At 58.9% G+C, this 22,418-nt stretch carries 24 protein-coding genes; 14 read left to right on the forward strand and 10 right to left on the reverse strand.

The window, feature by feature from the left end:
* Positions 1-2 precede the first annotated feature (2 nt).
* The 6 genes from purS to grxD all read left to right on the forward strand — a co-directional run bounded on the left by purS (position 3) and on the right by grxD (position 4,255).
* Entirely contained in the window at positions 3-272 is a 270-nt protein-coding gene (purS, locus tag GBCGDNIH1_RS20850) for a phosphoribosylformylglycinamidine synthase subunit PurS (RefSeq protein ID WP_011632369.1), read from the forward strand.
* Positions 269-613, forward strand: a complete 345-nt coding sequence (locus GBCGDNIH1_RS20855) for a Rap1a/Tai family immunity protein (RefSeq protein WP_011632370.1) — start codon at positions 269-271, stop codon at positions 611-613. The genes purS and GBCGDNIH1_RS20855 overlap by 4 nt, the downstream gene beginning before the upstream one ends.
* 10 nt (positions 614-623) lie before the next feature.
* Complete coding sequence (gene purQ / locus GBCGDNIH1_RS20860; protein ID WP_025318723.1) at positions 624-1,319, forward strand: phosphoribosylformylglycinamidine synthase subunit PurQ; 696 nt, start codon at positions 624-626, stop codon at positions 1,317-1,319.
* Between the two features lie 106 nt (positions 1,320-1,425).
* Entirely contained in the window at positions 1,426-3,600 is a 2,175-nt protein-coding gene (gene purL / locus GBCGDNIH1_RS20865) for a phosphoribosylformylglycinamidine synthase subunit PurL (RefSeq protein ID WP_011632372.1), read from the forward strand.
* Positions 3,601-3,639: 39 nt separating this feature from the next.
* Complete coding sequence (locus GBCGDNIH1_RS20870) at positions 3,640-3,873, forward strand: BolA family protein (RefSeq protein ID WP_011632373.1); 234 nt, start codon at positions 3,640-3,642, stop codon at positions 3,871-3,873.
* Between the two features lie 46 nt (positions 3,874-3,919).
* On the forward strand, positions 3,920-4,255 hold the full coding sequence (gene grxD / locus GBCGDNIH1_RS20875; RefSeq protein ID WP_011632374.1) for a Grx4 family monothiol glutaredoxin: 336 nt from the start codon (positions 3,920-3,922) through the stop codon (positions 4,253-4,255).
* Positions 4,256-4,329: 74 nt separating this feature from the next.
* On the opposite strand, the gene GBCGDNIH1_RS20880 is transcribed toward grxD, so the two are convergent.
* Positions 4,330-4,755, reverse strand: coding sequence for an RrF2 family transcriptional regulator (locus GBCGDNIH1_RS20880; protein WP_011632375.1), 426 nt, complete (start codon positions 4,753-4,755; stop codon positions 4,330-4,332).
* 133 nt (positions 4,756-4,888) lie between these two features.
* On the opposite strand from GBCGDNIH1_RS20880, the gene hmpA reads away from it, so the two are divergent.
* Positions 4,889-6,115, forward strand: coding sequence for an NO-inducible flavohemoprotein (gene hmpA / locus GBCGDNIH1_RS20885; RefSeq protein WP_011632376.1), 1,227 nt, complete (start codon positions 4,889-4,891; stop codon positions 6,113-6,115).
* A gap of 99 nt (positions 6,116-6,214) precedes the next feature.
* The gene (locus GBCGDNIH1_RS20890) at positions 6,215-6,616 is read left to right on the forward strand and encodes a DUF3597 domain-containing protein (protein WP_011632377.1); all 402 of its coding nucleotides are present in this window, start codon (positions 6,215-6,217) and stop codon (positions 6,614-6,616) included.
* Between the two features lie 92 nt (positions 6,617-6,708).
* Here GBCGDNIH1_RS20890 and katG read toward each other — a convergent pair whose 3' ends face one another.
* From katG to rpsP, 8 genes are all read right to left on the reverse strand, one after another.
* The gene (gene katG, locus GBCGDNIH1_RS20895; protein ID WP_172823015.1) at positions 6,709-8,874 is read right to left on the reverse strand and encodes a catalase/peroxidase HPI; all 2,166 of its coding nucleotides are present in this window, start codon (positions 8,872-8,874) and stop codon (positions 6,709-6,711) included.
* A gap of 376 nt (positions 8,875-9,250) precedes the next feature.
* Positions 9,251-10,360 (reverse strand): 3-isopropylmalate dehydrogenase, encoded by a 1,110-nt coding sequence (gene leuB, locus GBCGDNIH1_RS20900; RefSeq protein ID WP_025318718.1) that lies wholly within the window; start codon positions 10,358-10,360, stop codon positions 9,251-9,253.
* An 81-nt stretch (positions 10,361-10,441) separates the two neighbouring features.
* Positions 10,442-11,068 carry a 3-isopropylmalate dehydratase small subunit gene (gene leuD, locus GBCGDNIH1_RS20905; protein WP_011632381.1) on the reverse strand — a complete coding sequence of 209 codons (627 nt, stop codon included), beginning with the start codon at positions 11,066-11,068 and terminating at the stop codon, positions 10,442-10,444.
* Positions 11,068-12,483 carry a 3-isopropylmalate dehydratase large subunit gene (gene leuC / locus GBCGDNIH1_RS20910; protein ID WP_011632382.1) on the reverse strand — a complete coding sequence of 472 codons (1,416 nt, stop codon included), beginning with the start codon at positions 12,481-12,483 and terminating at the stop codon, positions 11,068-11,070. Before leuC ends, leuD begins: the two co-directional genes overlap by 1 nt.
* A gap of 354 nt (positions 12,484-12,837) precedes the next feature.
* Complete coding sequence (rplS, locus tag GBCGDNIH1_RS20915) at positions 12,838-13,227, reverse strand: 50S ribosomal protein L19 (RefSeq protein ID WP_011632384.1); 390 nt, start codon at positions 13,225-13,227, stop codon at positions 12,838-12,840.
* A gap of 28 nt (positions 13,228-13,255) precedes the next feature.
* The gene (gene trmD, locus GBCGDNIH1_RS20920) at positions 13,256-14,053 is read right to left on the reverse strand and encodes a tRNA (guanosine(37)-N1)-methyltransferase TrmD (RefSeq protein WP_011632385.1); all 798 of its coding nucleotides are present in this window, start codon (positions 14,051-14,053) and stop codon (positions 13,256-13,258) included.
* On the reverse strand, positions 14,050-14,610 hold the full coding sequence (gene rimM, locus GBCGDNIH1_RS20925; protein WP_011632386.1) for a ribosome maturation factor RimM: 561 nt from the start codon (positions 14,608-14,610) through the stop codon (positions 14,050-14,052). Before rimM ends, trmD begins: the two co-directional genes overlap by 4 nt.
* 37 nt (positions 14,611-14,647) lie before the next feature.
* Entirely contained in the window at positions 14,648-14,992 is a 345-nt protein-coding gene (gene rpsP, locus GBCGDNIH1_RS20930; RefSeq protein WP_025318714.1) for a 30S ribosomal protein S16, read from the reverse strand.
* Between the two features lie 425 nt (positions 14,993-15,417).
* Between rpsP and GBCGDNIH1_RS20935 the strand changes: the two genes are divergently transcribed.
* From GBCGDNIH1_RS20935 to GBCGDNIH1_RS20955, 5 genes are read left to right on the forward strand one after another with little or no spacing between them, the layout of a single operon-like run.
* Positions 15,418-16,308: a DUF6662 family protein gene (locus tag GBCGDNIH1_RS20935; RefSeq protein WP_011632388.1), complete on the forward strand. Its 891-nt coding sequence runs from the start codon at positions 15,418-15,420 to the stop codon at positions 16,306-16,308.
* A 43-nt stretch (positions 16,309-16,351) separates the two neighbouring features.
* Entirely contained in the window at positions 16,352-16,885 is a 534-nt protein-coding gene (locus GBCGDNIH1_RS20940) for an FMN-binding protein (protein ID WP_011632389.1), read from the forward strand.
* A complete protein-coding gene (locus GBCGDNIH1_RS20945; protein WP_011632390.1) occupies positions 16,872-17,666 on the forward strand; it encodes an FAD:protein FMN transferase in 795 nt (264 codons plus the stop codon). The genes GBCGDNIH1_RS20940 and GBCGDNIH1_RS20945 overlap by 14 nt, the downstream gene beginning before the upstream one ends.
* Entirely contained in the window at positions 17,663-18,094 is a 432-nt protein-coding gene (locus GBCGDNIH1_RS20950; protein WP_011632391.1) for a hypothetical protein, read from the forward strand. The genes GBCGDNIH1_RS20945 and GBCGDNIH1_RS20950 overlap by 4 nt, the downstream gene beginning before the upstream one ends.
* Before the next feature lie 28 nt (positions 18,095-18,122).
* On the forward strand, positions 18,123-18,869 hold the full coding sequence (locus GBCGDNIH1_RS20955) for a prepilin peptidase (RefSeq protein WP_011632392.1): 747 nt from the start codon (positions 18,123-18,125) through the stop codon (positions 18,867-18,869).
* 12 nt (positions 18,870-18,881) lie between these two features.
* Here GBCGDNIH1_RS20955 and GBCGDNIH1_RS20960 read toward each other — a convergent pair whose 3' ends face one another.
* A complete protein-coding gene (locus GBCGDNIH1_RS20960) occupies positions 18,882-19,538 on the reverse strand; it encodes a LysE family translocator (protein ID WP_011632393.1) in 657 nt (218 codons plus the stop codon).
* Between the two features lie 260 nt (positions 19,539-19,798).
* Here GBCGDNIH1_RS20960 and GBCGDNIH1_RS20965 point away from each other — a divergent pair, with 260 nt between their 5' ends.
* A complete protein-coding gene (locus tag GBCGDNIH1_RS20965; protein WP_025318711.1) occupies positions 19,799-22,348 on the forward strand; it encodes a CRISPR-associated helicase/endonuclease Cas3 in 2,550 nt (849 codons plus the stop codon).
* The last annotated feature ends 70 nt before the right edge of the window (positions 22,349-22,418 follow it).

A 22,418-nucleotide genomic window follows, 5' to 3' on the forward strand; every position in this document is an offset into this window, starting at 1 on the left:
CAATGAGCGATACAGCAATGAGCCATCCCACCAAGGCCGTGGTCACCGTCACCCTGAAGAACGGCGTGCTGGACCCACAGGGCAAGGCCGTCGGCCATGCTCTTCAGACGCTGGGTTTCTCCGGCGTCGGCGAAGTCCGCATCGGGCGCGTGATCGAACTTGAACTGGCCGAGACCGATCCCGAACGCGCCCGTCAGACCGCGGAGGATATGGCCCGCAAGCTGCTGGCCAACACCGTGATCGAAAGCTTTCGCGTGGAGATCAAGTCATGAGCCGTTTTCCGGCTATTTTGTTCGGTGGCATTCTTGCCTGCACGGCCGTCACGATCGGCCTGTCGGGCTTTTCAACCCCGGCGCACGCCGATTTTCTGAAGCGGAAAGTCTTGCTGGACTCCTGCCTCAGCGCAAAAAACGAGCGCGACTGCACCGGCTATATCGCCGGAATCGCCGACGCCGCCAGCGATGCGAAACAAGTGTGCATCCCTGCCGAAGCCCATCTGCCGCAGGTCAAGGCCCGCGTGCTGGACTGGTTGAAAGCCCATAAGGAAAACCCCACCGAAGCCGCCGCCCCGTGGGTGAAACAGGCCCTGACGGAAAGCTTCCCCTGCAAGTGAGCCAATGCGCATGAAAGCCGGCATCGTCATTTTCCCCGGCACGAATCGCGACCGCGATATGGCGATCGCGCTGGAACGTGTCACCGGCCATGCGCCGGCGCGGCTGTGGCACCGCGATACCTCCCTGCCCGCCGGGCTCGATTTGGTCGTGCTGCCGGGCGGGTTCAGCCATGGTGACTATCTGCGTAGCGGGGCCATGGCCGCCCTCTCCCCCATCATGGCCGAAATCCGCGCCTTTGCCGAGCGTGGAGGCCATGTGCTGGGGGTCTGCAATGGTTTCCAGATCCTCACTGAAGCGCACATGCTGCCCGGCGCGCTGCTGCGTAACGCTTCCCTGCGCTTCCTGTCGATGGACTGCCATTTGCGGGTGGAGCGGGCCGCAACGCCCTTTACCTCACGCTGGCAGAAGGGAGACATCTTCCGCTCCCCCATGGCGCATGGCGACGGCAATTTCTTCGCCGATGACGATACGCTCGACCGGCTGGAAGGCGAAGGACGTGTCGCGTTCCGCTATGTCGATGCAACGGGGGAAGCAACCCCGGACGCCAATCTCAATGGCAGTGCCCGCTCCATCGCCGGTATCTACAGCGAGAATTTGCGCGTGCTCGGCCTGATGCCCCACCCGGAAAACCTGGTGGACCCGCTGATGGGCGGCGTGGACGGCAAACCACTGTTCGACAGTATCGCCGCATCGCTCGCGGCATGAGGGGGCGGAGCGGCTCCCTTCCGGTGGGCCATCCACTCCGATATTTTCCTACCATCCGCGCGCGCCGCTTCCCGCAGGCCAGCGCGCCCGGCACCGAGGCTGCTGCATGACCCGAGACGTCACCCTGTCCCTGGCCCAGGAATTCGGCCTCGACGCCGCCGAATACCAGCGCGTGCTGGACATCATGGGCCGCACCCCGAGCTTTACCGAGCTCGGCATTTTCAGCGTGATGTGGTCGGAGCACTGCTCCTACAAATCCTCCCGCCACTGGCTGAAGCAATTGCCGACCAAGGCCCCCTGGGTCATTCACGGCCCCGGCGAGAATGCCGGCGTGGTCGATATCGGCGACGGGCTGGCCGCCATCTTCAAGATGGAAAGCCATAATCATCCCAGCTTTATCGAGCCTTATCAGGGCGCGGCGACGGGTGTGGGCGGCATTCTGCGTGATGTGTTCACCATGGGCGCACGTCCGGTGGCCAACCTGAACGCGCTGCGCTTCGGCAGCCCGGATCATCCGGCCACGAAACGGATCATCGACGGCGTGGTGCGCGGCATTGGCGGCTATGGCAACTGTGTCGGCGTGCCGACCGTGGGGGGAGAGGTCAATTTCCACCCCTCCTATAACGGCAATCCGCTGGTCAATGCCATGACCGTGGGCATTGCGCCGAAGGATCGCATCTTCCTCTCCGCCGCGGCGGGTGTCGGCAATCCGGTGATCTATGTCGGCTCCAAGACCGGGCGCGACGGCATCCATGGCGCAACCATGGCCAGCACGGAGTTCGGCGCGGATTCCGAGGAAAAACGTCCCACCGTGCAGGTCGGCGATCCATTCACCGAAAAGCTGCTGATCGAAGCCTGTCTGGAGCTGATGGCCACCGACGCCATCATCGCCATTCAGGATATGGGCGCGGCTGGCCTGACCTCCTCCTCCGTCGAAATGGCGGGCAAGGGCGGGGTCGGCATCGAACTCGACCTCGATGCCGTGCCGCAGCGCGAGGAAGGCATGAACGCCTATGAAATGATGCTCTCCGAAAGTCAGGAACGCATGCTGATGATCCTGCGCCCCGACCGGCAGGATGTGGCCCGTGCCATTTTCGAAAAATGGGAGCTGGATTTCGCCGTCATCGGCCACCTGACCGATACCGGGCACATCGTCGTGAAGCATCAGGGCGTGGTGGAAGCCGATATTCCGCTCGATCCGCTGGCGGAACAGGCCCCCCTCTATCAGCGTCCGACCGTGGAAACACCGAAGCGTGCGCCGCTGGGCGAGGTCGCCGATCCGGTCGGGATCGCATCAGCCCTGCTGACGCTGATCGGCTCGCCTGACATCGCCTCCCGCCGCTGGATCTGGGATCAGTACGACAGCACCGTCGGCGGCCAGACCGTGCGCCGTCCGGGCGCTGCCGATGCCGCCGTGGTGCGGCTGGATGGCACGGAGCGCGCCCTGGCGCTGACCACCGATTGCACGCCGCGCTACTGCTTTGCCGATCCTGAAGTGGGGGGTGCGCAAGCCGTGGCGGAAACATGGCGCAACCTGACCGCGGTGGGTGCGCATCCGCTGGCCATTACCGACAACATGAATTTCGGCAACCCGCAAAAGCCCGAAATTATGGGCCAGTTCGCCGCCGCCATCCGTGGCATGCGCGAAGCCTGTCTGACGCTGGATTTCCCGGTCGTCAGCGGCAATGTCAGCCTCTACAACGAGACTGAAGGCACCGGTATTCTGCCGACCCCGGCCATTGGCGGCCTTGGGGTGCTGGATAATGCTGAAACCGCCACCGGCCTTTCCCTGCGTCCGGGCCTTGACCTGGTGCTGATCGGCACGGGCGGTACCACGCTCGGCCAGAGTCTGTGGCTGCGCGAAATCGCGGGCCGTGAGGACGGACCGCCCCCCGCCGTCGATCTGGCAGCGGAGCGTCGCCATGGCGATCTGGTCCGCAGCCTGATCCATCAGGGCAAGGTCGCTGCCTGCCACGATCTGTCGGATGGCGGTTTGCTGGTGGCCATCGCCGAAATGGCCATCGCCGGCCATACCGGTGCCGTGCTGAGCGGGGAAGGCGATCATGTCTTCTGGTATGGTGAGGATCAGGCCCGCTATATCATCGCCACCACCTATAGCGCGGCCGTGTTGGATGCGGCGAAAGCAGCCAATGTGCCAGCCAGCCTGATCGGACGTGCCGAAGGGACGGATTTGCAAGTGCCGGGTTGTACCCCCATATCCGTTGCTACCCTGCGCGAACGTCATGAGGCGTTCCTGCCTGCGCTGATGGCGCAGCGCTGAACGTCCTGCCATTCAAGCCCCGCGAAGGAGAGAATTGCTATGGCCATGTCGGTTGGAGAAATCGAGGCCCTGATCAAGGCGGCGCTGCCGGATGCACAGGTCACGATCGAGGATCTGGCCGGGGATGGCGATCATTACGCCGCCACGGTCATCAGCGAGACATTCCGGGGTAAAAGCCGGGTGCAGCAGCATCAGATCGTCTATCAGGCCCTGCAAGGCCGAATGGGAGGCGTGCTGCATGCTCTGGCGCTTCAGACTAGCGCGCCCGCCTGAAAACCCCTTTTTATTTCCTCTTGACGAGCCAACTAAGGACGAGCCGATGAGCGATACAGCCAGCCGCATTCAGGCGGATATCAATGAGAACCCGGTCATGCTCTACATGAAGGGCACGGCGATGTTTCCGCAATGCGGCTTCTCCGCCCGGGTGACGCAGATTCTGAACCATCTTGAAGTGCCCTATAAAACCGCCAATGTGCTGGAAGATCAGGCGCTGCGCGAAGGCATCAAGGCCTTCTCCAACTGGCCGACCATTCCGCAGCTCTACATCAAGGGAGAGTTCATCGGTGGCTGCGACATCGTAATGGAAATGTTCCAAAGCGGCGAATTGCAGGCCCTGCTCAGTGAAAAGGGCATTCCCCATAAGGCTGCCGCCTGAACTTACCCGGACGGGGTCAGGATACGATATGAAAGCCGGAGCCTGTACTCCGGCTTTTTTCGTGAAGTATCATGCTACATGACCCGCAGATTAAAGGCTGCATGGGCTATGCTTTTATCTCTCACCACATCAGAGAGAGTGTAGCGGTCAAGGACCGCCAGAAACGCTTTTGTTGCCTCGGCCAGTATAGAAGGGGCCTGACAGCCCGGACGCGCGGCACAATCGGCACACTCCACAAGATGAAAGCCATCCTCAGTACGGCGCACCAGCTCACCCACCGTGATCTGATCTGCCGGTCGACCAAGGAGTAAGCCTCCGCTACGCCCCCGCACCGAAGATACTAACCCGGCCGAGACCAGACCCTGTACTACCTTCATCAGATGGTTGTGGGAAATATCATAAACGCGTGCAATTTCTGCGATCTGTACAACACGATCCTGATTGACGCTCAGATAAATCATTACGCGAATAGCATAATCCGTATATCTTGTAAATTTCATAAAGTTGAATTTTCACAAATATAGTAAAAATAGAAGATGCGGTTTTTATATCCATTTTTTATGGACTTAAAGATGCATTTTATATACCTTTAAAAAACTGTTGTTCAGAATACACTAAAAAGGAACAGGCACCATGCCCTCCCCACTCGGTGATGCCACCACCGCCCTGATCAAGGCTACGATTCCTGCTCTCGCTGAATATGGCATTGCTATTACCCGGGCCATGTATGCGCGGCTGTTCCAGAACAGGGAGATTGCCGCCCTGTTCAATCAATCCAATCAATCCAATGGTATGCAGCCGGAGGCTCTCGCGGGCGCAATCCTTGCCTATGCCCGGAATATCGACACTCTTGAGGTGCTTGGCCCAGCCGTGGAGCGTATTGCCGAAAAACATGTCGGTGCGCATATCCTGCCCGAACACTATCACTTTGTTGCCGAAGCCCTGCTTGGAGCAATCAGCGATGTGCTCGGTGATGCCGCAACGCCGGAGATCCTGGACGCGTGGGGGGAGGCTTACTGGTTTCTTGCCAACGTCCTGATCGAGCGGGAAAAAGACCTGAGGGAGGCTGCCGCGAGGGCCGAGGGCGGATGGACCGGCTGGAGACCTTTCATCATTGCCGACAAGATCAGAGAAAGCGAATTCATTACTTCCTTTATCCTTCGCCCGACCGATGGCGGCCCGGTGCTGCGGCATCGGCCCGGTCAGTATCTGACGGTCACGCTGTCCCCTGCGGGGGCCCCTCCGCTGAAGCGCAACTACACCATTTCCTGTGCTCCCAATGGCAAATACTATCGCCTTTCCGTCAAACGTGAGGCGTCCGGCGGTGGAGCATCCGCTTTTCTGCACGATCAGATGAAGGTCGGCGATACCCTGCTTGCCACCCCGCCGGCAGGTGATTTCGTGTTGCCGGAAAACCAGACACGGCCCGTGATTCTGGTCTCGGCCGGGGTCGGGCTGACGCCCATGGTCAGCATGGCTGAAAGCCTTGCCGCACGTCACTGCCCGGTGCCGGTGCATTTCATTCATTGCACCCAGAACAGCAAGACCCACGCCATGGGGACCGCGTTGAATGCGCTGGCAGAGAAACATAAGGACCGCATGACGGTCACGACCTTCTATTCCCGCCCGCTTGCAACCGATGAGCAGGGCGTGGCCTATGATCAAAAAGGCAGGATGACTGCCCAGTGGCTGATGGCATGGCTTTCAACCCATATGCCTCTGATGGATGCCGATCTCTATGTGTGTGGCCCGCGTCAGTTCCTGCATGACATGCTGACCGGGCTGGATGCAGCCGGTGTGCCTGCGGAGAGAGTACATCATGAGTTGTTCGGCCCTACTATCAGCCTTCAGGCCGCATAACATCTGCGTGTGCCGGTCATATTCATGCGGGGGAATCTGCAACCAGCGAGACGGTAAGGGCGCTGTCAGTCCGGGTTTTTATGAACCGGAGCCACAGACATGTCTCTTTTTGACTCGATCGTCGACAAGATTGTTCACTATGCTGGCAACCTTGTCTCGGGAGCCAAAGCCGAGCCCGCATCGGCCCAGCCTGCACCGGGTGAGGCTTCTACCGCCTCACCCGGTGCCATTTCCGGCACGGATTCTTCCCTGCAATCGGTCGATATCGGGGCTACGCTCTCCCGATTGGCAGAACAGAATGGCCAGGGCCTGAACTGGCAAAGCTCAATCGTCGATTTGCTGAAGCTTCTGGGGCTGGATTCCAGCCTGCAAGCCCGCCAGACGCTGGCCGGGGAACTCAACGTCCATGCCGGAGAAACCGGCAGTGCAGAACAGAATATCGCCCTCCATCAGGCGGTGGTGCAGAAGCTGGCTGCTCATGGCGGGAAATGGCCCGGCTGAGACGCAAGATCTTTCTCTTCAAACAGCATCAGGGCGCTGGCAGGATCTCTGCCAGCGCCCTTTTCCTGCCGGGACGAAACGGAGGAAGCGTTTTACTGACGCTGAAGATCAAAACGATCGAGCGTCATCACCTTGTTCCAGGCAGCAACGAAGTCACGCACGAATTTTTCTTTCGCATCGTCGGAAGCATACACTTCCGCCACGGCGCGCAGCTCGGAATTCGAACCAAAGATCAAATCCACCGTGCTGCCTTTCCAGCGCAAGGCATCGGTCTTGCGATCATGCCCTTCATACACGCCAGCCGTATCCGCAGCTTTTGACCATTTCGTGGACATATCGAGCAGATTGACAAAGAAATCATTGCTCAACACACCCGGATGATCGGTCAACACACCGAGTTGTGAGTGGCCTTCATTGGCATCCAGCACCCGCATCCCCCCAACCAGAACCGTCATTTCCGGCACGGTCAGATTGAGCATGCTGGCCCGCGTCACCAGCATCTCCGCCGGAGAAAGCTGGTTGGACGACGCATAGTAATTGCGGAATCCATCTGCGGTCGGCTCCAGCACGGCAAAAGATTTCACATCGGTCTGCGCCTGCACCGCATCGACCCGGCCCGGCGCGAAGGGTACCGTCACCGGATAGCCCGCTTTCTTCGCGGCTTCCTCAACCCCGACATTGCCGCCCAGCACGATCAGATCAGCGAGAGATATTTTTTTGCCATCATGATTGCCATCGTTGAAAGCAGTCTGAATGCTTTCAAGCTTGTCGAGAACTTTCTTCAGTTCCTGCGGATCATTGACCGGCCAGTCTTTTTCAGGAGCCAGACGGATACGGGCACCATTGGCACCCCCGCGCTTGTCCGTGCCGCGGAACGATGCCGCCGATCCCCATGCCGTGCGCACCAGTTCCGGAACCGTGAGGCCGGAGGCCAGAATTTTCTGCTTCAGATCGGTAATATCGGCTTCATCGACCGCCTTGTAGGTGATCGCCGGCAACGGATCCTGCCACAGCAGATCTTCCTTTGGCACTTCAGGACCGAAATAGCGCGAACGCGGTCCCATATCGCGGTGCACCAGCTTGAACCAGGCACGGGCAAAGGCGGCCTTGAATTTCTCAGGATCTTTCTGAAAACTGAGCGCAATCTTGCGATAGGATGGATCGGTTTTCAACGCGATGTCGGTCGTGAACATCATCGGCGGATGACGCTTGGAGGCATCAAAGGCGTCAGGAACCAGCTGATCCGCCGAAGCATCTTTCGGCTTCCACTGGACGGCGCCGCCGGGGCTTTTCGTCAGCACCCAGTCAAAACCGAACAGATTATCGAGATATTGTGATGTGAAATTCACCGGATCAGCCGACCATGCGCCTTCCAGGCCACTGGTGATCGCATCAGGGCCTTTGCCGGTGCCACATTTATTTTTCCAGCCTAGCCCCTGCTCCTCGATCCCCGCTGCTGCCGGTGCAGGACCAACGCATTTGCTGGGTGAGGCCGCACCATGGGCCTTTCCGAATGTGTGGCCCCCCGCGATCAGGGCGACGGTTTCCTCATCATCCATCGCCATACCGCCGAATGCCTCACGAATATCCCGCGCGGCGGCAACCGGATCGGGAACACCGTTCGGCCCCTCCGGGTTGACGTAGATCAGCCCCATCTGGGTCGCCGCCAGCGGCTTTTCCAGCTTGCCGTTCTTGTCACGATTGTTGGACATGAACTTTGCACCGGAACCCCAGTAGATCAGGTCAGGCTCCCAGTCATCAGTACGACCACCTGCAAAGCCATAAGTCTTGAAGCCCATGGTTTCCAGCGCGACATTGCCCGTCAGCACCATCAGATCACCCCATGAGAGCTTCTCGCCGTATTTCTTCTTGATCGGCCAGAGCAGGCGGCGGGCTTTATCCAGATTGGCGTTGTCCGGCCAGCTGTTCAGCGGCTCGAAACGCTGCTGGGCACCACTGGCACCGCCACGACCGTCATAGGTGCGATAGGTGCCCGCACCATGCCATGCCATGCGGATGAAGAAAGGTCCGTAATTACCATAATCCGCCGGCCACCAATCCTGCGGCGTTTTCAGCAGAACGGCGATATCCTTTTTGACCGCACCAAGATCAAGGGTCTGAAACGCCTTGATATAATTGAAGTTGGCTCCCAGCGGATCAGACTCTGCCGCATGCTGGCGCAGGGGAGACAGATCGAGATGATCCGGCCACCAGAACTGGATGGAACGCGGCTCACCATCACTCCAGGCTGGAACCATGGGTATGGTGGCAGAGAGAACGACTGTCAGAACGGCAGCAACGCTTCTGATTGTCCGGTGCATGCAGCTTGATCCTTCCTGATATAAATGGGGACTTCTGAACGGCGTCCCTTTCACGTGTCAGGAAGATGCAGAACCCGGTGGCGCAGGGATAATAGATTCTTGCTACCGTCAGGATCGGCTGAGCCTATCAAAGCAATACACGCCCGGAATTATCAATTATATCAAACGGATCGCAGAGTGTTTATTCAGACCTTGCAATAAAAAAGCCTCCTATTTCCCGGAAAATGGCAGTTATTGCAGGTTGCTACCCACAAAAAAGCCGCCTCCCGCAGGAGACGGCTTTTAGCCATCCAGCACTGCCAGCAGGAAACGCTCAGAGTGCCTCATCCAGCGCGGCAAGGATATTATCACCCATTGTCCGGGTGCTGACCGAAGCCATACCGGAACCGGCAATATCGGCGGTCCGCACGTTGCGGTTTAAGACCGTGCTGCAAGCCTGCTCGATCAGATCGGCCTCTGCATGCAGATCGAAGGAATAACGCAGCAACATGGAGAAGCTGAGAATCTGCCCCAATGGATTGGCAATGCCTTTTCCGGCGATATCGGGTGCACTGCCATGGATCGGCTCATACAGCGCCGGGCGACGACCATCCGCATCCCGTGCACCGAGCGTCGCGGAGGGCAACATGCCGAGGCTGCCGGTCAGCATGGAAGCGAGGTCCGAGAGAATATCTCCGAACAGATTGCCGGTCAGGATCACATCGAACTGACGCGGATTGCGCGCCAGCTGCATGGCACAGTTATCGGCCAGCATGTGCGACAGGGTAACATCAGCATATTCGGCGGCATGCAACTCCGTCACCACCTGACGCCAGAGCAGGCCGCTTTCCATCACGTTGCATTTTTCGACACTGGTGACGCGGTTGTCGCGCGCACGGGCCAGATCGAACGCCACACGGGCGACGCGCTGGATTTCCATGGTCGAATAGGTCTCGGTGTTGAAGCCGCGCTTCGTGCCGTCCGGCAGGGTCTCGATGCCTCGCGGCTCACCGAAGTAAACGCCGCCCGTGCTTTCACGGACAATCATGATGTCCAGACCGCGCACCACATCCGCCTTCAGCGTGCTGGCATCCACCAGTGCGTCGAATACCTTGGCCGGACGCAGATTAGCGAACAGGCCCAGCTCCGACCGTAAACGCAGAATAGCAATCTCCGGGCGCATGTCGAAGCCGAGCTTGTCCCATTGCGGACCACCGACGGAGCCGAACAGAACCGCATCAGCCGCTTTCGCGGCCGCCAGTGTTTCATCAGCCAGAGGCGTACCCTGCGCGTCAATCGCAGCGCCGCCAACCAGACCTTCGGACAGATCGAAGCGGATGCCGCGCTTCGCTTCCAGCCAGTCGATGATACGCCTTACCTGCTGCATCACTTCCGGGCCGACACCGTCACCGGGCAGCAGCAGCAACTTACGGGCAGTCGTCATGTGATCCGTCCTTCGCAAAAGCGCCCGCTTTCGAAAAAGCGGGGCGCCATCAGCAGCAAACTCGTATGAAGCCGCCGGCACTCAGTTGGCAGGCAGCGTAATCCGGGGAAACCAGGGCTGGGTTACGGTCCGGTTTTCCTCAAACCGGTCGATCGCCTCGCGGCGTTGCAGGGTCTGGCCGATATCGTCCAGACCGTTCAGCAACAGATGACGGCGGAAAGGATCAATCTCGAACGGGATTTCCTCACCGTTCGGACGCACCACCACCTGACGCTCCAGATCGACGGTCAGGCGGGAATTGGCACCATTTCCGGCATCATCCATCAGGCGATCACAGATATCGCGTGGCAGACGGATCGGCAAAATGCCGTTCTTGAAGCTGTTATTATAGAAAATATCTGCAAAATCCGGCGCAATCACACAGCGTATGCCGAAATCCAGCAAAGCCCATGGGGCATGCTCGCGGGAGGAGCCGCAGCCGAAATTCTCATGCGTGACCAGGATCTGCGCCTGACGGTAAGGCTCCCGGTTCAGCACGAAATCAGGGTTTTCCTGACCATCAATGTAGCGCATCGCATCGAACAGATGCGTGCCAAGGCCAGTGCGCTTGATGGTTTTCAGAAAGCGGGCCGGGATGATCTTGTCGGTATCGACATTGGCGACCGGCAGCGGTGCAGCAATGGCCGTCAGGACGGTGAACTTATCCATCAGACGGTCTCCTCGACATTCAGGGTGCGCACATCAGTCAGCTTGCCGGTAACGGCGGCAGCAGCGGCCATGGCGGGAGACAGAAGATGTGTGCGTCCACCCGGCCCCTGCCGCCCCTCGAAATTACGGTTGGAGGTGCTGGCGCAACGCTGGCCGGGCGTCAGCTTGTCCGGGTTCATGCCCAGGCACATGGAGCAGCCCGGCTCCCGCCATTCGAAACCGGCCTCCAGGAAAATCCGGTCCAGCCCTTCCTGCTCGGCCTGCTGCCGCACAATGCCGGAACCGGGGACGACCAGGGCACGTACGCCGTCCGCAACATGCCGGCCACGGGCGATGGCAGCGGCGGAACGCAAATCTTCGATCCGGCTGTTGGTACAGCTGCCGATAAACACGACATCGACCGGCAGATCAGCAATAGACGCACCGGGCTTCAGATCCATGTAGTCGAGCATACGGCGCATCTGGGTACGGCGCGCTTCATCGGTCGCACGGTCAGGGTCAGGCACAGTGCCGTCAATGCGCACCACGTCTTCCGGGCTGGTGCCCCATGTCACCATCGGCACGATCTCGGAGGCTTCCAGCACTACGACGCGATCGTAATGCGCGCCTTCATCGCTGGCCAGAGAGCGCCAGTATTCCACCGCACGATCGAAATCCTCGCCCTGGGGTGCAAAGGGGCGGCCACGCAGCCATTCAAAGGTCACATCATCAGGTGCCACCAGACCCGCACGGGCACCGGCCTCGATCGACATGTTGCAGATGGTCATGCGGCCCGCCATATCCAGCGCCCGCACCGCCTCCCCGGCATATTCAATCACATGGCCATTGCCACCCGCCGTGCCGATCTTGCCGATGATCGCCAGAATCATGTCCTTCGCCGTGGTGCCGGGCGGCATCTTGCCCCGCACCTCGACCAGCATATTCTTCGCAGGCTTCTGTAACAGGGTCTGGGTGGCCAGCACATGCTCCACCTCGCTGGTGCCGATGCCGAAAGCCAGTGCGCCCAGCGCGCCATGGGTGGAGGTGTGGCTGTCACCGCAAACGATGGTGAAGCCCGGCAGGGAAATCCCCTGCTCCGGTCCTACCACATGGACGATACCCTGCCGCACATCCAGCAGATCGAAATAGGGCACGCCAAACTCGGCCACGTTCTTCTGAAGCGTTTCAACCTGCAAACGGCTTTCCGGCTCCTGAATACCGGCACGGCGGTCGCTGGTGGGAACGTTGTGATCGACCACGGCAATAGTGGCATCCGGACGGCGCACCAGGCGGCCAGCCATACGAAGGCCCTCAAACGCCTGAGGCGACGTCACTTCATGCACAAGGTGACGGTCGATATAGAGGATGCAAGTGCCATCCTCCAGACGATCCACCACATGGGCATCCCAGATCTTGTCGAACAGCGTCCGCTTCATGCGAGCCTCCGGTCAGGGTGGCCGAACCACGATCCGGCACATCCCGAATAAGCACATCACCCTGTTGCAGCGAAAAAGATCCGCCAACAGGGCACTTCATCAACAGCGCCTGCATAAAAGGGGACACGGCTCGTGCGGTGCAACCGCCGAATCGTGTCCCCTCTTCAGCGTTTCCGGCATGACAGCACGGAATAATGCAGCGTAAGAATGCCGCAGCGACATGGTAAGGCCCCCGCCTTGCCATGTTCGCCCCCTGCCTTGCGCGGCCTCATTCCAGCCCCCCATCCAGACAGTCCCCGCATCCCGCCTCCATCACCCGGCAAAACCGGGGATGGAAGCAGGAGCGCCGATTAATTACTCGGCGGCTGCGGTTTCGGTCGTGGTGGAGCGCGCCTTTTCGGCGATACGGGCGGACTTGCCGGAGCGTCCACGCAGGTAATACAGCTTTGCACGACGCACATCGCCGCGACGCACCACCTGAATTTCCGCAATGGTGGGGGAGTACAGCGGGAACACGCGTTCCACACCCTCGCCATAGCTGATCTTGCGGATGGTGAAGTTGCTGTTCACGCCACGGTTCGAACGGGCGATGCACACGCCTTCAAACGCCTGGGTACGGGTACGCTCACCTTCGACGACCTTCACGAGCACGCGCAGCGTGTCGCCGGGCACGAATTCGGGAACGGGACGTTCGCTGACGAGACGGGCAATCTGTTCCGCCTCGAAGGTCTGGATGATGTTCATGACTTGGATCCTTCTCTGGATGCGGTGATTAGGGCGAGCCGCCACCGCGCGCAACATTATCTTCAGGATAAGAGGCATGTGGCGATGCGGCATCGCCCAGCCGGTAAGCCGTCCATAAATCCGGGCGCCGTTCCCTGGTCACGGTTTCCGCCTGACGCTGCCGCCAGGCGGCAACCTCGGCATGGTGGCCGGAAAGCAGGACATCAGGCACGCGCCGGCCCTGCCATTCGGCGGGTCTGGTGTAATGCGGATATTCCAGCAATCCGGCGGAGAAGCTTTCCTCCTCCGCACTGCTGGCGGCCCCCATCACACCGGGCAACAGACGGATGCAGGCATCAAGCAGCACCAGCGCCGCAGGCTCACCGCCCGACAGCACATAGTCGCCGATACTGACCTCCTCTGCCGCATGGGCATCAAGGACGCGCTGGTCGATCCCCTCATAACGGCCGCAAAGCAGGATGCATCCCGGCCCGGAGGCCAGAGTGCGCACCCGCGCCTGCGTCAGGGGGCGTCCACGCGGGGTCATGCACAGAAAGGGGCGCGTATCCCCCTCCATCCTGACCGCCGAGAGCGCGGCATCCAGCACATCCGGCCGCATGACCATGCCAGCACCACCGCCAAAAGGCGTATCGTCCACCGTCCGATGCCGGTCTGACGCATGGGCGCGGATATCCTCCGCCTGCAGCGCCCACACTCCGTCCCGCAATGCCCGCCCGGCCAGAGACAGGCCGAGAGAGCCGGGAAACATCTCCGGAAACAGCGTCAGCACGCTGGCACGCCAGGGAGAGGAAGGAAGGGCCTCATGATGAGAGGAAACTGCGCTCATGCCGCCTCTCCCCCATCATCGTGACCCAGCTCATTCCGGCCGAATTCCGGAGCGTTTTCTTCCTGCGGCGGGTCGATCAGCACCCGGCCGGCGGCAATATCCACCACCGGCACAGCGGCCCGCGTGAACGGCACCAGCAGGGAGGCACCGCCGGAGCGGGTGATCTCCAGGCTTGCGCCCGCGCCGTAATCATGCACCTGCGCAACTTGACCCAACAGCGTCTCATCCGCCACCAGCCGGGCCTCCAGACCGATGAGATCGACGAGGTAAAAATCATCCTCGTCCTCCACCGGCGGCAAGGCGTCCCGGTTGATGAAAAGACGCGTATTGGTCAGACGCTCCGCCGCGGAACGGTCCTGCACCGGCACACCGTCAATGGTGATGCCGGCCAACCCGTCCGCGCGCCAGTCCAGCATGATCTGCCGCCCGGCCTCGTCATGCAGCAAGCCATACGCGGTCAGATCGTCGGGATCGGCCGTGTAGCTGACGACATGCACCAGGCCGCGCACCCCGTGGGGGCGACCGATCACGCCCAGCAGGATGAGATCGCGCGACATTCGGACAAACCGGATTTAAAAGGACGGACGAACCGGATCAGGAAGCGGCGGCAGCCGCAGCGGCCTTCGCACGTTCCTGCGCCTTCTTCTTCGGCGCTGCCTGCTTCGGCTGCTCATTCCAGGTCGGCATCTTGGTCAGACCGGCCTTCCCCAGGAAGCGGGCGACGCGGTCGGTGGCGATGGCACCCTCGGTCAGCCAATGCATGATGCGGTCCTCGAACAGGCGGACGCGCTCGGCATGCTCGGCGGGGAGCATCGGGTTATAGCTGCCCAGCTTCTCGATGAAGCGGCCATCGCGCGGGGCGCGGCTGTCGGCAACGACGATATGATAGTACGGACGCTTCTTGGCGCCGGCACGGGCAAGGCGAATCTTGAGGCCCATCGGGTCACTCCCACGTGGCTCTGAACTGCATCCAAACGAAAACGCGCCGCTGCGCGAACCCTCGCGGAGCGGCGGTGCCCAATTCGGACAATCGGTGGTCTCTCTAGCGGAACCGATCGACACAGGTCAAGTAAAGCGACCTGCCTCGCCCCGCGCTTCATGCAAGGCGGTCATGAACCTCCACCCTGCATGTATAAGGACCACCCATTCCTATACGGGCGGTTCACCTGAGCAGCCTCATCAGAAGACAAAAGGCAAAAAATAATTAACGATACGCAACAATATCAACCTTTCTATAAATTCATTTCATCCTAAATATTACAATTACGTAATATGATTCTCTTCCTTTTAATATTGCGACTCACTATCATTATCGTATATGCCCCCGGCTGTTTTATAACTACCGCACAGGGCACGGGGTAATAATGTTCCGGCACTTTCTTTACGCTATCATAATAATTTTATTTTTAGGCATGTTATCAAAAGCCCAAGCGGGGGAAGGCCTTTTCTCACGCGTGTATCTGACCGATACAATGCCGAAAGGAACATTCGAGGTTGAGGAAACGGTCAGAAATCGTTCCGGTCGTGCATTCGGGCAGTATAACGGCACTGATTTTCGTACCGAACTGGAATATGGCATCACCGACAAACTTCAGGTCGCAGGATATTTCAATACCCTGCTGATGAACGCCAAAGGCGCGCCGGATGATGACGATCCAGACGGAGAAACAGGTTTTACACGGCACAATTTTACTGTGCAAAGTATTGCAGCCGAATTCATCTATCGCTTATTTAGCCCTTACGAAACCAAACATGGATGGGGAATGGCGCTCTATTTTGAACCAGAATTGATGTTTCATGATCTGCATAATGGTCTGACCTATGACAGCACAGCCGAAATCGAGACCAGACTGATTATACAGAAGAACTTTCTCGATGATCGTTTGATCATCGGCTATAATCTCGTTCTTGAATTCGAGACAATTAAATTTGCAAACGATCCGGAGCGCAACAGCGAACTGGACTGGAATAACGAAATCGGCGTGACTTACCGTTTTGCTCCAAGCTGGTTTGCCGGAATAGAGGGGCGCAATCACAACGAATATGGTAATTTCCAGAAACATGAACATACCGTTTTTTGGATCGGGCCTGTCCTTCATTATGGTGGCCAACATGTATGGGCCAATCTCGGGTGGATGCATCAGGTCGCAGGCAATCCGGGTTACAACGACAACGGAACACCGATCGGCGAAAGCCTGTTTTTGCGCAGCCATGAACGGGATGAAGTGACTTTGAAGCTGGGCCTTCCTTTCTGAGCCACCTTTTGTCTGACAGACGTTATCCGGGATAAATCGACCTATGAAAAATCGTTTTTTTCTTCTGGCTTCTGTACCGGCTGCAATCATCGGATGCGCAGCCTATGCAGAAACATATTTTACCGTTGCCCAGGTGCAGGCGCTGATGTTTCCCGGTCAGACACTGACCGAAGATTTCCGGAAAATGACCGATGCTCAGAAGCAGGAAATCGAGAACAGAAGCAACACCAACGTGGAGCATCATAAAGTCAAACTCTGGCGGGCACCTGATGGTGGCGCGCTGATGGTTGACCAGGTCACCGGCAAGCATGAATACATTACCTATGCTGTCGCGATTGATAAAAACGGTGCTGTGCGTGACATCGAAATCATGGATTACCGCGAGACTTATGGTGGCCAGATCAAGGATGCATCTTGGCGGCAGCAATTTGTCGGCAAGACACTCGATTCCCCGCTGACACTGGAGAAAGATATCCGCAACATCTCCGGCGGCACCTTGTCCGCACGCCATATCACCGATGGCGTCAGGCGGCTTCTGACAACCTATGCTGTTCTCTACAATAATGGCCGGCAATGAACGCAGACGCGCCCGCCCGCTGCTCGGCACCATCGTCCGGATCACGGCAACAGGCATGACCGATCCCGATGCTGCCATCAGCGATGCCTTCGCGGAAATAGCCATGATCCATGCGCTGATGAGTTTTCAAAGCAGCAGCAGCGATCTTGGCCGCATTGCCGCAGCCAAACAGGGCGAGCACATTGTCATTGATACACGCACACGCGACTGTCTGCGTGTTGCCCTGGATTGGGCAGCGCGCAGTGAAGGAGTGTTCGATCCCGTTGCAGCATGCTGCCAGGATGCATGCTGGAAGCATATAGACCTTGATCGTGATGGTGTACAGATACTGCGCCCATTGCGGGTCGATCTATCGGGCATTGCCAAAGGATACGCGGTCGATCGTGCCACTGCCGTGCTGGCCGCTCGCGGGGCCAGCAGTGCAGTCGTCGAGGCGGGTGGCGATCTTCGTGTCTCCGGTCTGCGGGAGGAAACCGTGGCTCTTCGGCCTGGCTGGGCAGCTCAAGCCGCCTGCATCACCCTCTCTGACGGTGCCCTGGCTTCCAGTGACCCGGCACTGACAAAAGAACAAACCGGAAAACCCGAGCATCTGCACGGGCAGACCAGACAGCCAGCCCCCGACCTGTTCGTCAGTGTTGCAGCGCCGTCCTGCATGGATGCCGATGCCCTGACCAAAATTGTCCTTGCCGATATGAAAATAGCCCCGCCGCTGCTGAAAGCCTGCGGCGCTACCGCTTACCTCCATGATGGGTCATGCTGGAGCAGCATCCCCTCATCATGACAAAACGCCCCTCACTCCCAACCCGGCGCCGATATGCGGTCTACATATCCGGGCTTGGCCTCTGGCTGAGCGGTGTGGCGTGGCTGATCCTTCATGATGTCATTTCACCGGACGCTACAACGCCTTTTATACCCGCCACGATCACGCCCCTCTGCCTGAGCATCCATGGCGCCTGCGCAATGGCCGCGCTGTGGGTAGGAGGATTGCTGTGGGGCACCCATATCGCTCCACGCTGGCGCGGCCGCCACAACAGAGTCAGCGGAGCAATCATCACCGCGGCTTTTCTGCTGCTGGCGATAACGGGATACTGCCTTTACTATATGGGTGATGAAACGGTGCGGGCATGGGCTTCGATCCTGCACTGGGGAATTGGACTTCTGTTGCTGCCAGCATTCCTGATCCATCGTCACAAGCAACGAGCATCCTGATTTTACCACGCAGTAAAGGGTCTGTCGCATGGGCTGGCTGCTTTTACTGATCGCGCCCTTTATCGGCAGTTTTCTCGGGGTGCTGATCAGGCGCTGGCCTGATGGTCATGGTATTGTTTTCGGTCGCTCCCGCTGTGAACACTGCGGCCATCCTCTGTCACCCGCCCAGATGATCCCGCTGCTGAGCTTCCTCTGGCTACGTGGACGATGTCGGCAGTGTGGCAGTCCTATCGATCCGTTTCATCCGATGATCGAGTGTGCCGCCCTCGCAGTGGCCGTCTGCGCCTGCGTCGCACGCGGCATCAATAATCCCTTTCTGGCAGGGGACTGCATACTCGGCTGGGCGCTGCTGGCGCTGGCCTGCATTGATTTGCGGCACTGGCGGCTTCCGGATGTGCTGACCCTCCCGCTCATTCTCCTCGGGATGGGGGAAGCAATATGGCTTGATCCTGCCACCTTGCTCTGGCCACGCGTAACAGGGATCGCGATGGCATATGGTACCCTGACGGCACTCGGCGTGCTGTATCGCCTGCTGCGCGGACGGGAGGGGTTGGGGGCCGGAGATGCCAAACTTTTCGCCGCCGGGGCAGCATGGACCGGACTGACCGCCCTGCCCGGTATCTTGTTGCTGGCTGCGCTGGGCGGGTTGATCCATGCCGCCATCCGAGCCTCACGAGGCAGTTCATTCAGCCCACATGCTGCCATCCCCTTTGGCCCCGCTCTGGCCGCCGCGATCTGGATCGTCCGCCTGTTGATGTTTCAGGACATGGAATAGCCCGGACAGCCTCTACAAAGACCGCTTTTCCATTATCAACCGCGCCGCAAAACCAATCATCACCGTGCCCGTGATGCCATCCAGCACGCGGGATGTCGCTGGATGCGTCAACAAACGCTGCAACGGAACGGTCGCCACCGCTACGGCAGAGAAAAACACCAGCCCCATGAAGGCGTGAATACCGGATAGCAGCGCGCCGAACGAAACAGCCGGAAGCTCTGGCGGCAGAAACTGCGGCAGAAACTGCGGCAGAAAACTGACATAGAAAACACCGACCTTGGGATTGAGCAGATTGGTCATCATCCCGCGCAGAAACCAGTTGGGATTTGCCGCCAAGCGCCCCTGCCCTGCCGGCAGCATAATCGGGAACCCACCGCCCGCAAACACCCGGCGCAGCATGGTCACGCCAAGCCAGGCCAGATAAAACGCACCGGCCATCTGTACCACACGATAAGCATTTTCAGACGCCGCCAGCAGTGCACCAAGTCCAAGCGCCGTGATCACCCCCCAGCTCAACACCCCTGCCGAAATGCCTGCACCGGCCAGAACAGCCTGACGTGGCCCCTCGACAGTTCCAGTCCGCACAACCAGAGCCGTATCCAGCCCCGGTGTGACCGTCAGCAGAGCCGCCGCCGCAGAAAAACGTATGATGGCCGAAAATGCATCCATGATCCGTCTGCTCCATCGGACTGCCGGGAAAGCAGCTTTCCTATCAGAAAGAATTTCAGCCGATCCATGTCTTCATAACAAAGCAGCTCAGTCGGGAAAAAATCTTTCTGACTAAGGATAATCTGCATAACCGTCAGTCACGAGGATTTGATTCGTTTCTTTTCCTCCCCCTCCGTTGCCACATGACACAACCAGCCCAATAATGATCCGGTACTGTATCATTTTGCTATCTGGCTTTGGCATCATCACAGGGCCCGCTCATGCCGATTGCGCTTCCCCCTTTTCCTTGGGCCAAATTTGCGGAACCGGATTGCTGGTTACCCCTGATCACGCATCTCGGGGATGTCGGCGACTGTTTTGAGGCCCTGCTCAATCTGCCGCTCTATCGTGCTCGCCTGGCCACCATCATCGAAAAGGAGCCGGATCGCGTCACCATACAGCGTCTATGCGCGCTGGCTTTTTTACACGATATTGGAAAACTCAGCAGTGGTTTTCAGGGGAAAATCCTGACAAAAGCCAGAAAAGGCCATCTGCTGGAAGGCTATCATGTACTCTGGAGAAAAGAAGCGGGGCTACAAGATGCGCTCGGTTTGCGGGAAGATCTGAGCCAATGGGGCGAAGCCATGCGCAGCCTGTTTCTGGCGGCACTGGCACATCATGGCAGGCCGATCATGGTCGTGGGTCAGGAGCCGGTGCAAGCAGACTGGGCAGCCCGGACAGGGTACAATCCGACCGAGGCCGCAAGGGCAATCGGGCAAGCCTGCCGTACCCGGTACCCTGATGCTTTTGGTCCCGGCCCTCACCTGCCGCATCATACCGAGCTTCAGCATTTTTTTGCCGGCCTGGTAGCACTGGCCGATCAGATTGGATCACGCGAATGTGATTTTCCCCTTGATCGCACGATACGCACCGCCACAAAGGCGGCAGATGTCCTGCGCAATATCAACATGGACGTGTCACGACTGCGTCAGGCGCTGAAACCGGTTGAGCCATGGCAGCTTTTCGGCTGGGCGGAAGGGACGAAACTGCGCCCGATGCAACAGGCTTTGCTGGAGCTGTCTCTGGACATACGCCTTGCCGCACTGGAATCCGAAACCGGCTCCGGCAAGACCGAGGCCGCTTTTCTGCGCTTCCTGCGCCTGTTCAGGGCAGGGTTGGTGGATGGGCTGTATTTTGCCGTACCAACGCGCGCAGCCGCAGCACAACTTCATCGACGGATCAATCATGCCGTACAGGCAGCCTTCGGAGGCGAATGCTTTCTGGCCCTGCCCGGATACATGAAGGCCGGGACTTCTGAAGGCTGGGCCCTGCCCGGCTATCGCGTGGAATGGGCCGACAATCCGGACGAAGCACAGAAGCAGGCACGATGGGCTGCCGAAACCTCACGCCGTTTTCTGGCCGCACCAGTTGCCGTGGGTACGGTTGATCAGGTCATGCTGGCGGGCTTGCAGGTGAAATGGTCGCATTTTCGCAGTGCCGCCCTCGCCCGCAGCTATCTGGTCATCGACGAAGTGCATGCTTCGGATAGCTATATGAGCGCGGTCATGGACCGGATCGTGCAGAATCATGTGGCCCATGGCGGCCACGCATTACTGATGTCAGCAACGCTTGGCTCGGCTACACGCGCCAGCCTGCTGGGCGCCAGGAAAAAGAGAAAAACAGATTCGCACAGCCCAGTACATGCGCCTTATCCATCCCTGAGCTGGGCTGAAGGAGAAGAAAGACGAAAACAGGAAATTCATCTCGGCATTGACCTGACAGAATATCAGAAGGCGGTTTCCGTTAACGCGGCTCCCCTGATTGCAGACCCACACGCCATTGCAGGCATGGCGCTGGAAGCGGCACGACAAGGCGCGCGCGTGCTGGTAATCCGTAATACAGTCGATCAGGTGATTGCGACACAGCGGGCGATTGAGGCGCTGGATGCCCATGCCCCCACGTTATCGGTCAACGGGATACGCTGTCCCCACCACAGCCGATTTGCCGCCGAGGACCGCCTTCTGCTGGATCATGCGGTTGAGCAAGCGATGGGCAAGCACTCCGTTCCCGGCGGCCGGATCGTCTGCGGCAGCCAGACAGTAGAACAAAGCCTTGATATCGATGCCGACTTTATGATCACCGATCTGTGTCCGATCGACGTATTGCTGCAACGTATCGGGCGGTTGCATCGTCATGCCGGTCGTCATGACCGGCCCGATGCGTTCAGAAACGCCCGATGCGTTGTGCTGATACCGGAAATATTATCTCCAGAGATTAATCTGCTCCGCTTCGGTCTGGGGATCAGCCGCGATGGAGGCGGCGTTTACACCGACATCACCGGGCTGGAATCGGTGCGACGCATGATCAATGATGGAATGGTCTGGACAATTCCACAGGACAATCGACGACTGGTAGAAACAGGCACCGATCCGCAAACCCTTACAGCACTGGCTCAACAACTGGGTCCAGCCTGGACTCAAGCGCGTAACGCTGTCGTAGGAGGACGCAGCGCACAGGGTACAATCGGGCGCATGAACCTGGTCGACTGTACACGCGCCTTCGATGGCAGCATTGATGACTGTTTCCCGAATGATACGAATATTGTCACCCGCCTTGGTGCTGACCGTACCGCACTGCTTTTTGCGCCGGATACAAGGGGACCATTCGGAGAAAAAGTATCGCAGATCTTCGTACCCGGACATTGGGTTGACGCCAGTGTTGCAACTGCAACCGGAGCCGAATGGATACAGCCATCATCGGAACAGCTTGTGTTCGAATCTGCCGGATTAAGCTACAGCAGGTTTGGGCTGACACGGTCTTATAGCACCTAAAAAGAAGCCAAAATGACAGTGTTCTATATTGACAAAATTTTAATTCACAGTTGTATTCGCAATGATAAAT

The sequence above is a fragment of the Granulibacter bethesdensis CGDNIH1 genome, assembly GCF_000014285.2.
Lineage (GTDB): Bacteria > Pseudomonadota > Alphaproteobacteria > Acetobacterales > Acetobacteraceae > Granulibacter > Granulibacter bethesdensis.

Excerpts from the sequence above, each read along its gene's own strand:
- purS (WP_011632369.1), top strand. The coding sequence starts at position 3 with ATGAGCGATACAGCAATGAGCCATCCCACCAAGGCCGTGGTCACCGTC.
- GBCGDNIH1_RS20855 (WP_011632370.1), top strand. The coding sequence starts at position 269 with ATGAGCCGTTTTCCGGCTATTTTGTTCGGTGGCATTCTTGCCTGCACG.
- purQ (WP_025318723.1), top strand. The coding sequence starts at position 624 with ATGAAAGCCGGCATCGTCATTTTCCCCGGCACGAATCGCGACCGCGAT.
- purL (WP_011632372.1), top strand. The coding sequence starts at position 1,426 with ATGACCCGAGACGTCACCCTGTCCCTGGCCCAGGAATTCGGCCTCGAC.
- GBCGDNIH1_RS20870 (WP_011632373.1), top strand. The coding sequence starts at position 3,640 with ATGGCCATGTCGGTTGGAGAAATCGAGGCCCTGATCAAGGCGGCGCTG.
- grxD (WP_011632374.1), top strand. The coding sequence starts at position 3,920 with ATGAGCGATACAGCCAGCCGCATTCAGGCGGATATCAATGAGAACCCG.
- GBCGDNIH1_RS20880 (WP_011632375.1), bottom strand. The coding sequence starts at position 4,755 with ATGAAATTTACAAGATATACGGATTATGCTATTCGCGTAATGATTTAT.
- hmpA (WP_011632376.1), top strand. The coding sequence starts at position 4,889 with ATGCCCTCCCCACTCGGTGATGCCACCACCGCCCTGATCAAGGCTACG.
- GBCGDNIH1_RS20890 (WP_011632377.1), top strand. The coding sequence starts at position 6,215 with ATGTCTCTTTTTGACTCGATCGTCGACAAGATTGTTCACTATGCTGGC.
- katG (WP_172823015.1), bottom strand. The coding sequence starts at position 8,874 with ATGGTTCCAGCCTGGAGTGATGGTGAGCCGCGTTCCATCCAGTTCTGG.
- leuB (WP_025318718.1), bottom strand. The coding sequence starts at position 10,360 with ATGACGACTGCCCGTAAGTTGCTGCTGCTGCCCGGTGACGGTGTCGGC.
- leuD (WP_011632381.1), bottom strand. The coding sequence starts at position 11,068 with ATGGATAAGTTCACCGTCCTGACGGCCATTGCTGCACCGCTGCCGGTC.
- leuC (WP_011632382.1), bottom strand. The coding sequence starts at position 12,483 with ATGAAGCGGACGCTGTTCGACAAGATCTGGGATGCCCATGTGGTGGAT.
- rplS (WP_011632384.1), bottom strand. The coding sequence starts at position 13,227 with ATGAACATCATCCAGACCTTCGAGGCGGAACAGATTGCCCGTCTCGTC.
- trmD (WP_011632385.1), bottom strand. The coding sequence starts at position 14,053 with ATGAGCGCAGTTTCCTCTCATCATGAGGCCCTTCCTTCCTCTCCCTGG.
- rimM (WP_011632386.1), bottom strand. The coding sequence starts at position 14,610 with ATGTCGCGCGATCTCATCCTGCTGGGCGTGATCGGTCGCCCCCACGGG.
- rpsP (WP_025318714.1), bottom strand. The coding sequence starts at position 14,992 with ATGGGCCTCAAGATTCGCCTTGCCCGTGCCGGCGCCAAGAAGCGTCCG.
- GBCGDNIH1_RS20935 (WP_011632388.1), top strand. The coding sequence starts at position 15,418 with ATGTTCCGGCACTTTCTTTACGCTATCATAATAATTTTATTTTTAGGC.
- GBCGDNIH1_RS20940 (WP_011632389.1), top strand. The coding sequence starts at position 16,352 with ATGAAAAATCGTTTTTTTCTTCTGGCTTCTGTACCGGCTGCAATCATC.
- GBCGDNIH1_RS20945 (WP_011632390.1), top strand. The coding sequence starts at position 16,872 with ATGGCCGGCAATGAACGCAGACGCGCCCGCCCGCTGCTCGGCACCATC.
- GBCGDNIH1_RS20950 (WP_011632391.1), top strand. The coding sequence starts at position 17,663 with ATGACAAAACGCCCCTCACTCCCAACCCGGCGCCGATATGCGGTCTAC.
- GBCGDNIH1_RS20955 (WP_011632392.1), top strand. The coding sequence starts at position 18,123 with ATGGGCTGGCTGCTTTTACTGATCGCGCCCTTTATCGGCAGTTTTCTC.
- GBCGDNIH1_RS20960 (WP_011632393.1), bottom strand. The coding sequence starts at position 19,538 with ATGGATGCATTTTCGGCCATCATACGTTTTTCTGCGGCGGCGGCTCTG.
- GBCGDNIH1_RS20965 (WP_025318711.1), top strand. The coding sequence starts at position 19,799 with ATGCCGATTGCGCTTCCCCCTTTTCCTTGGGCCAAATTTGCGGAACCG.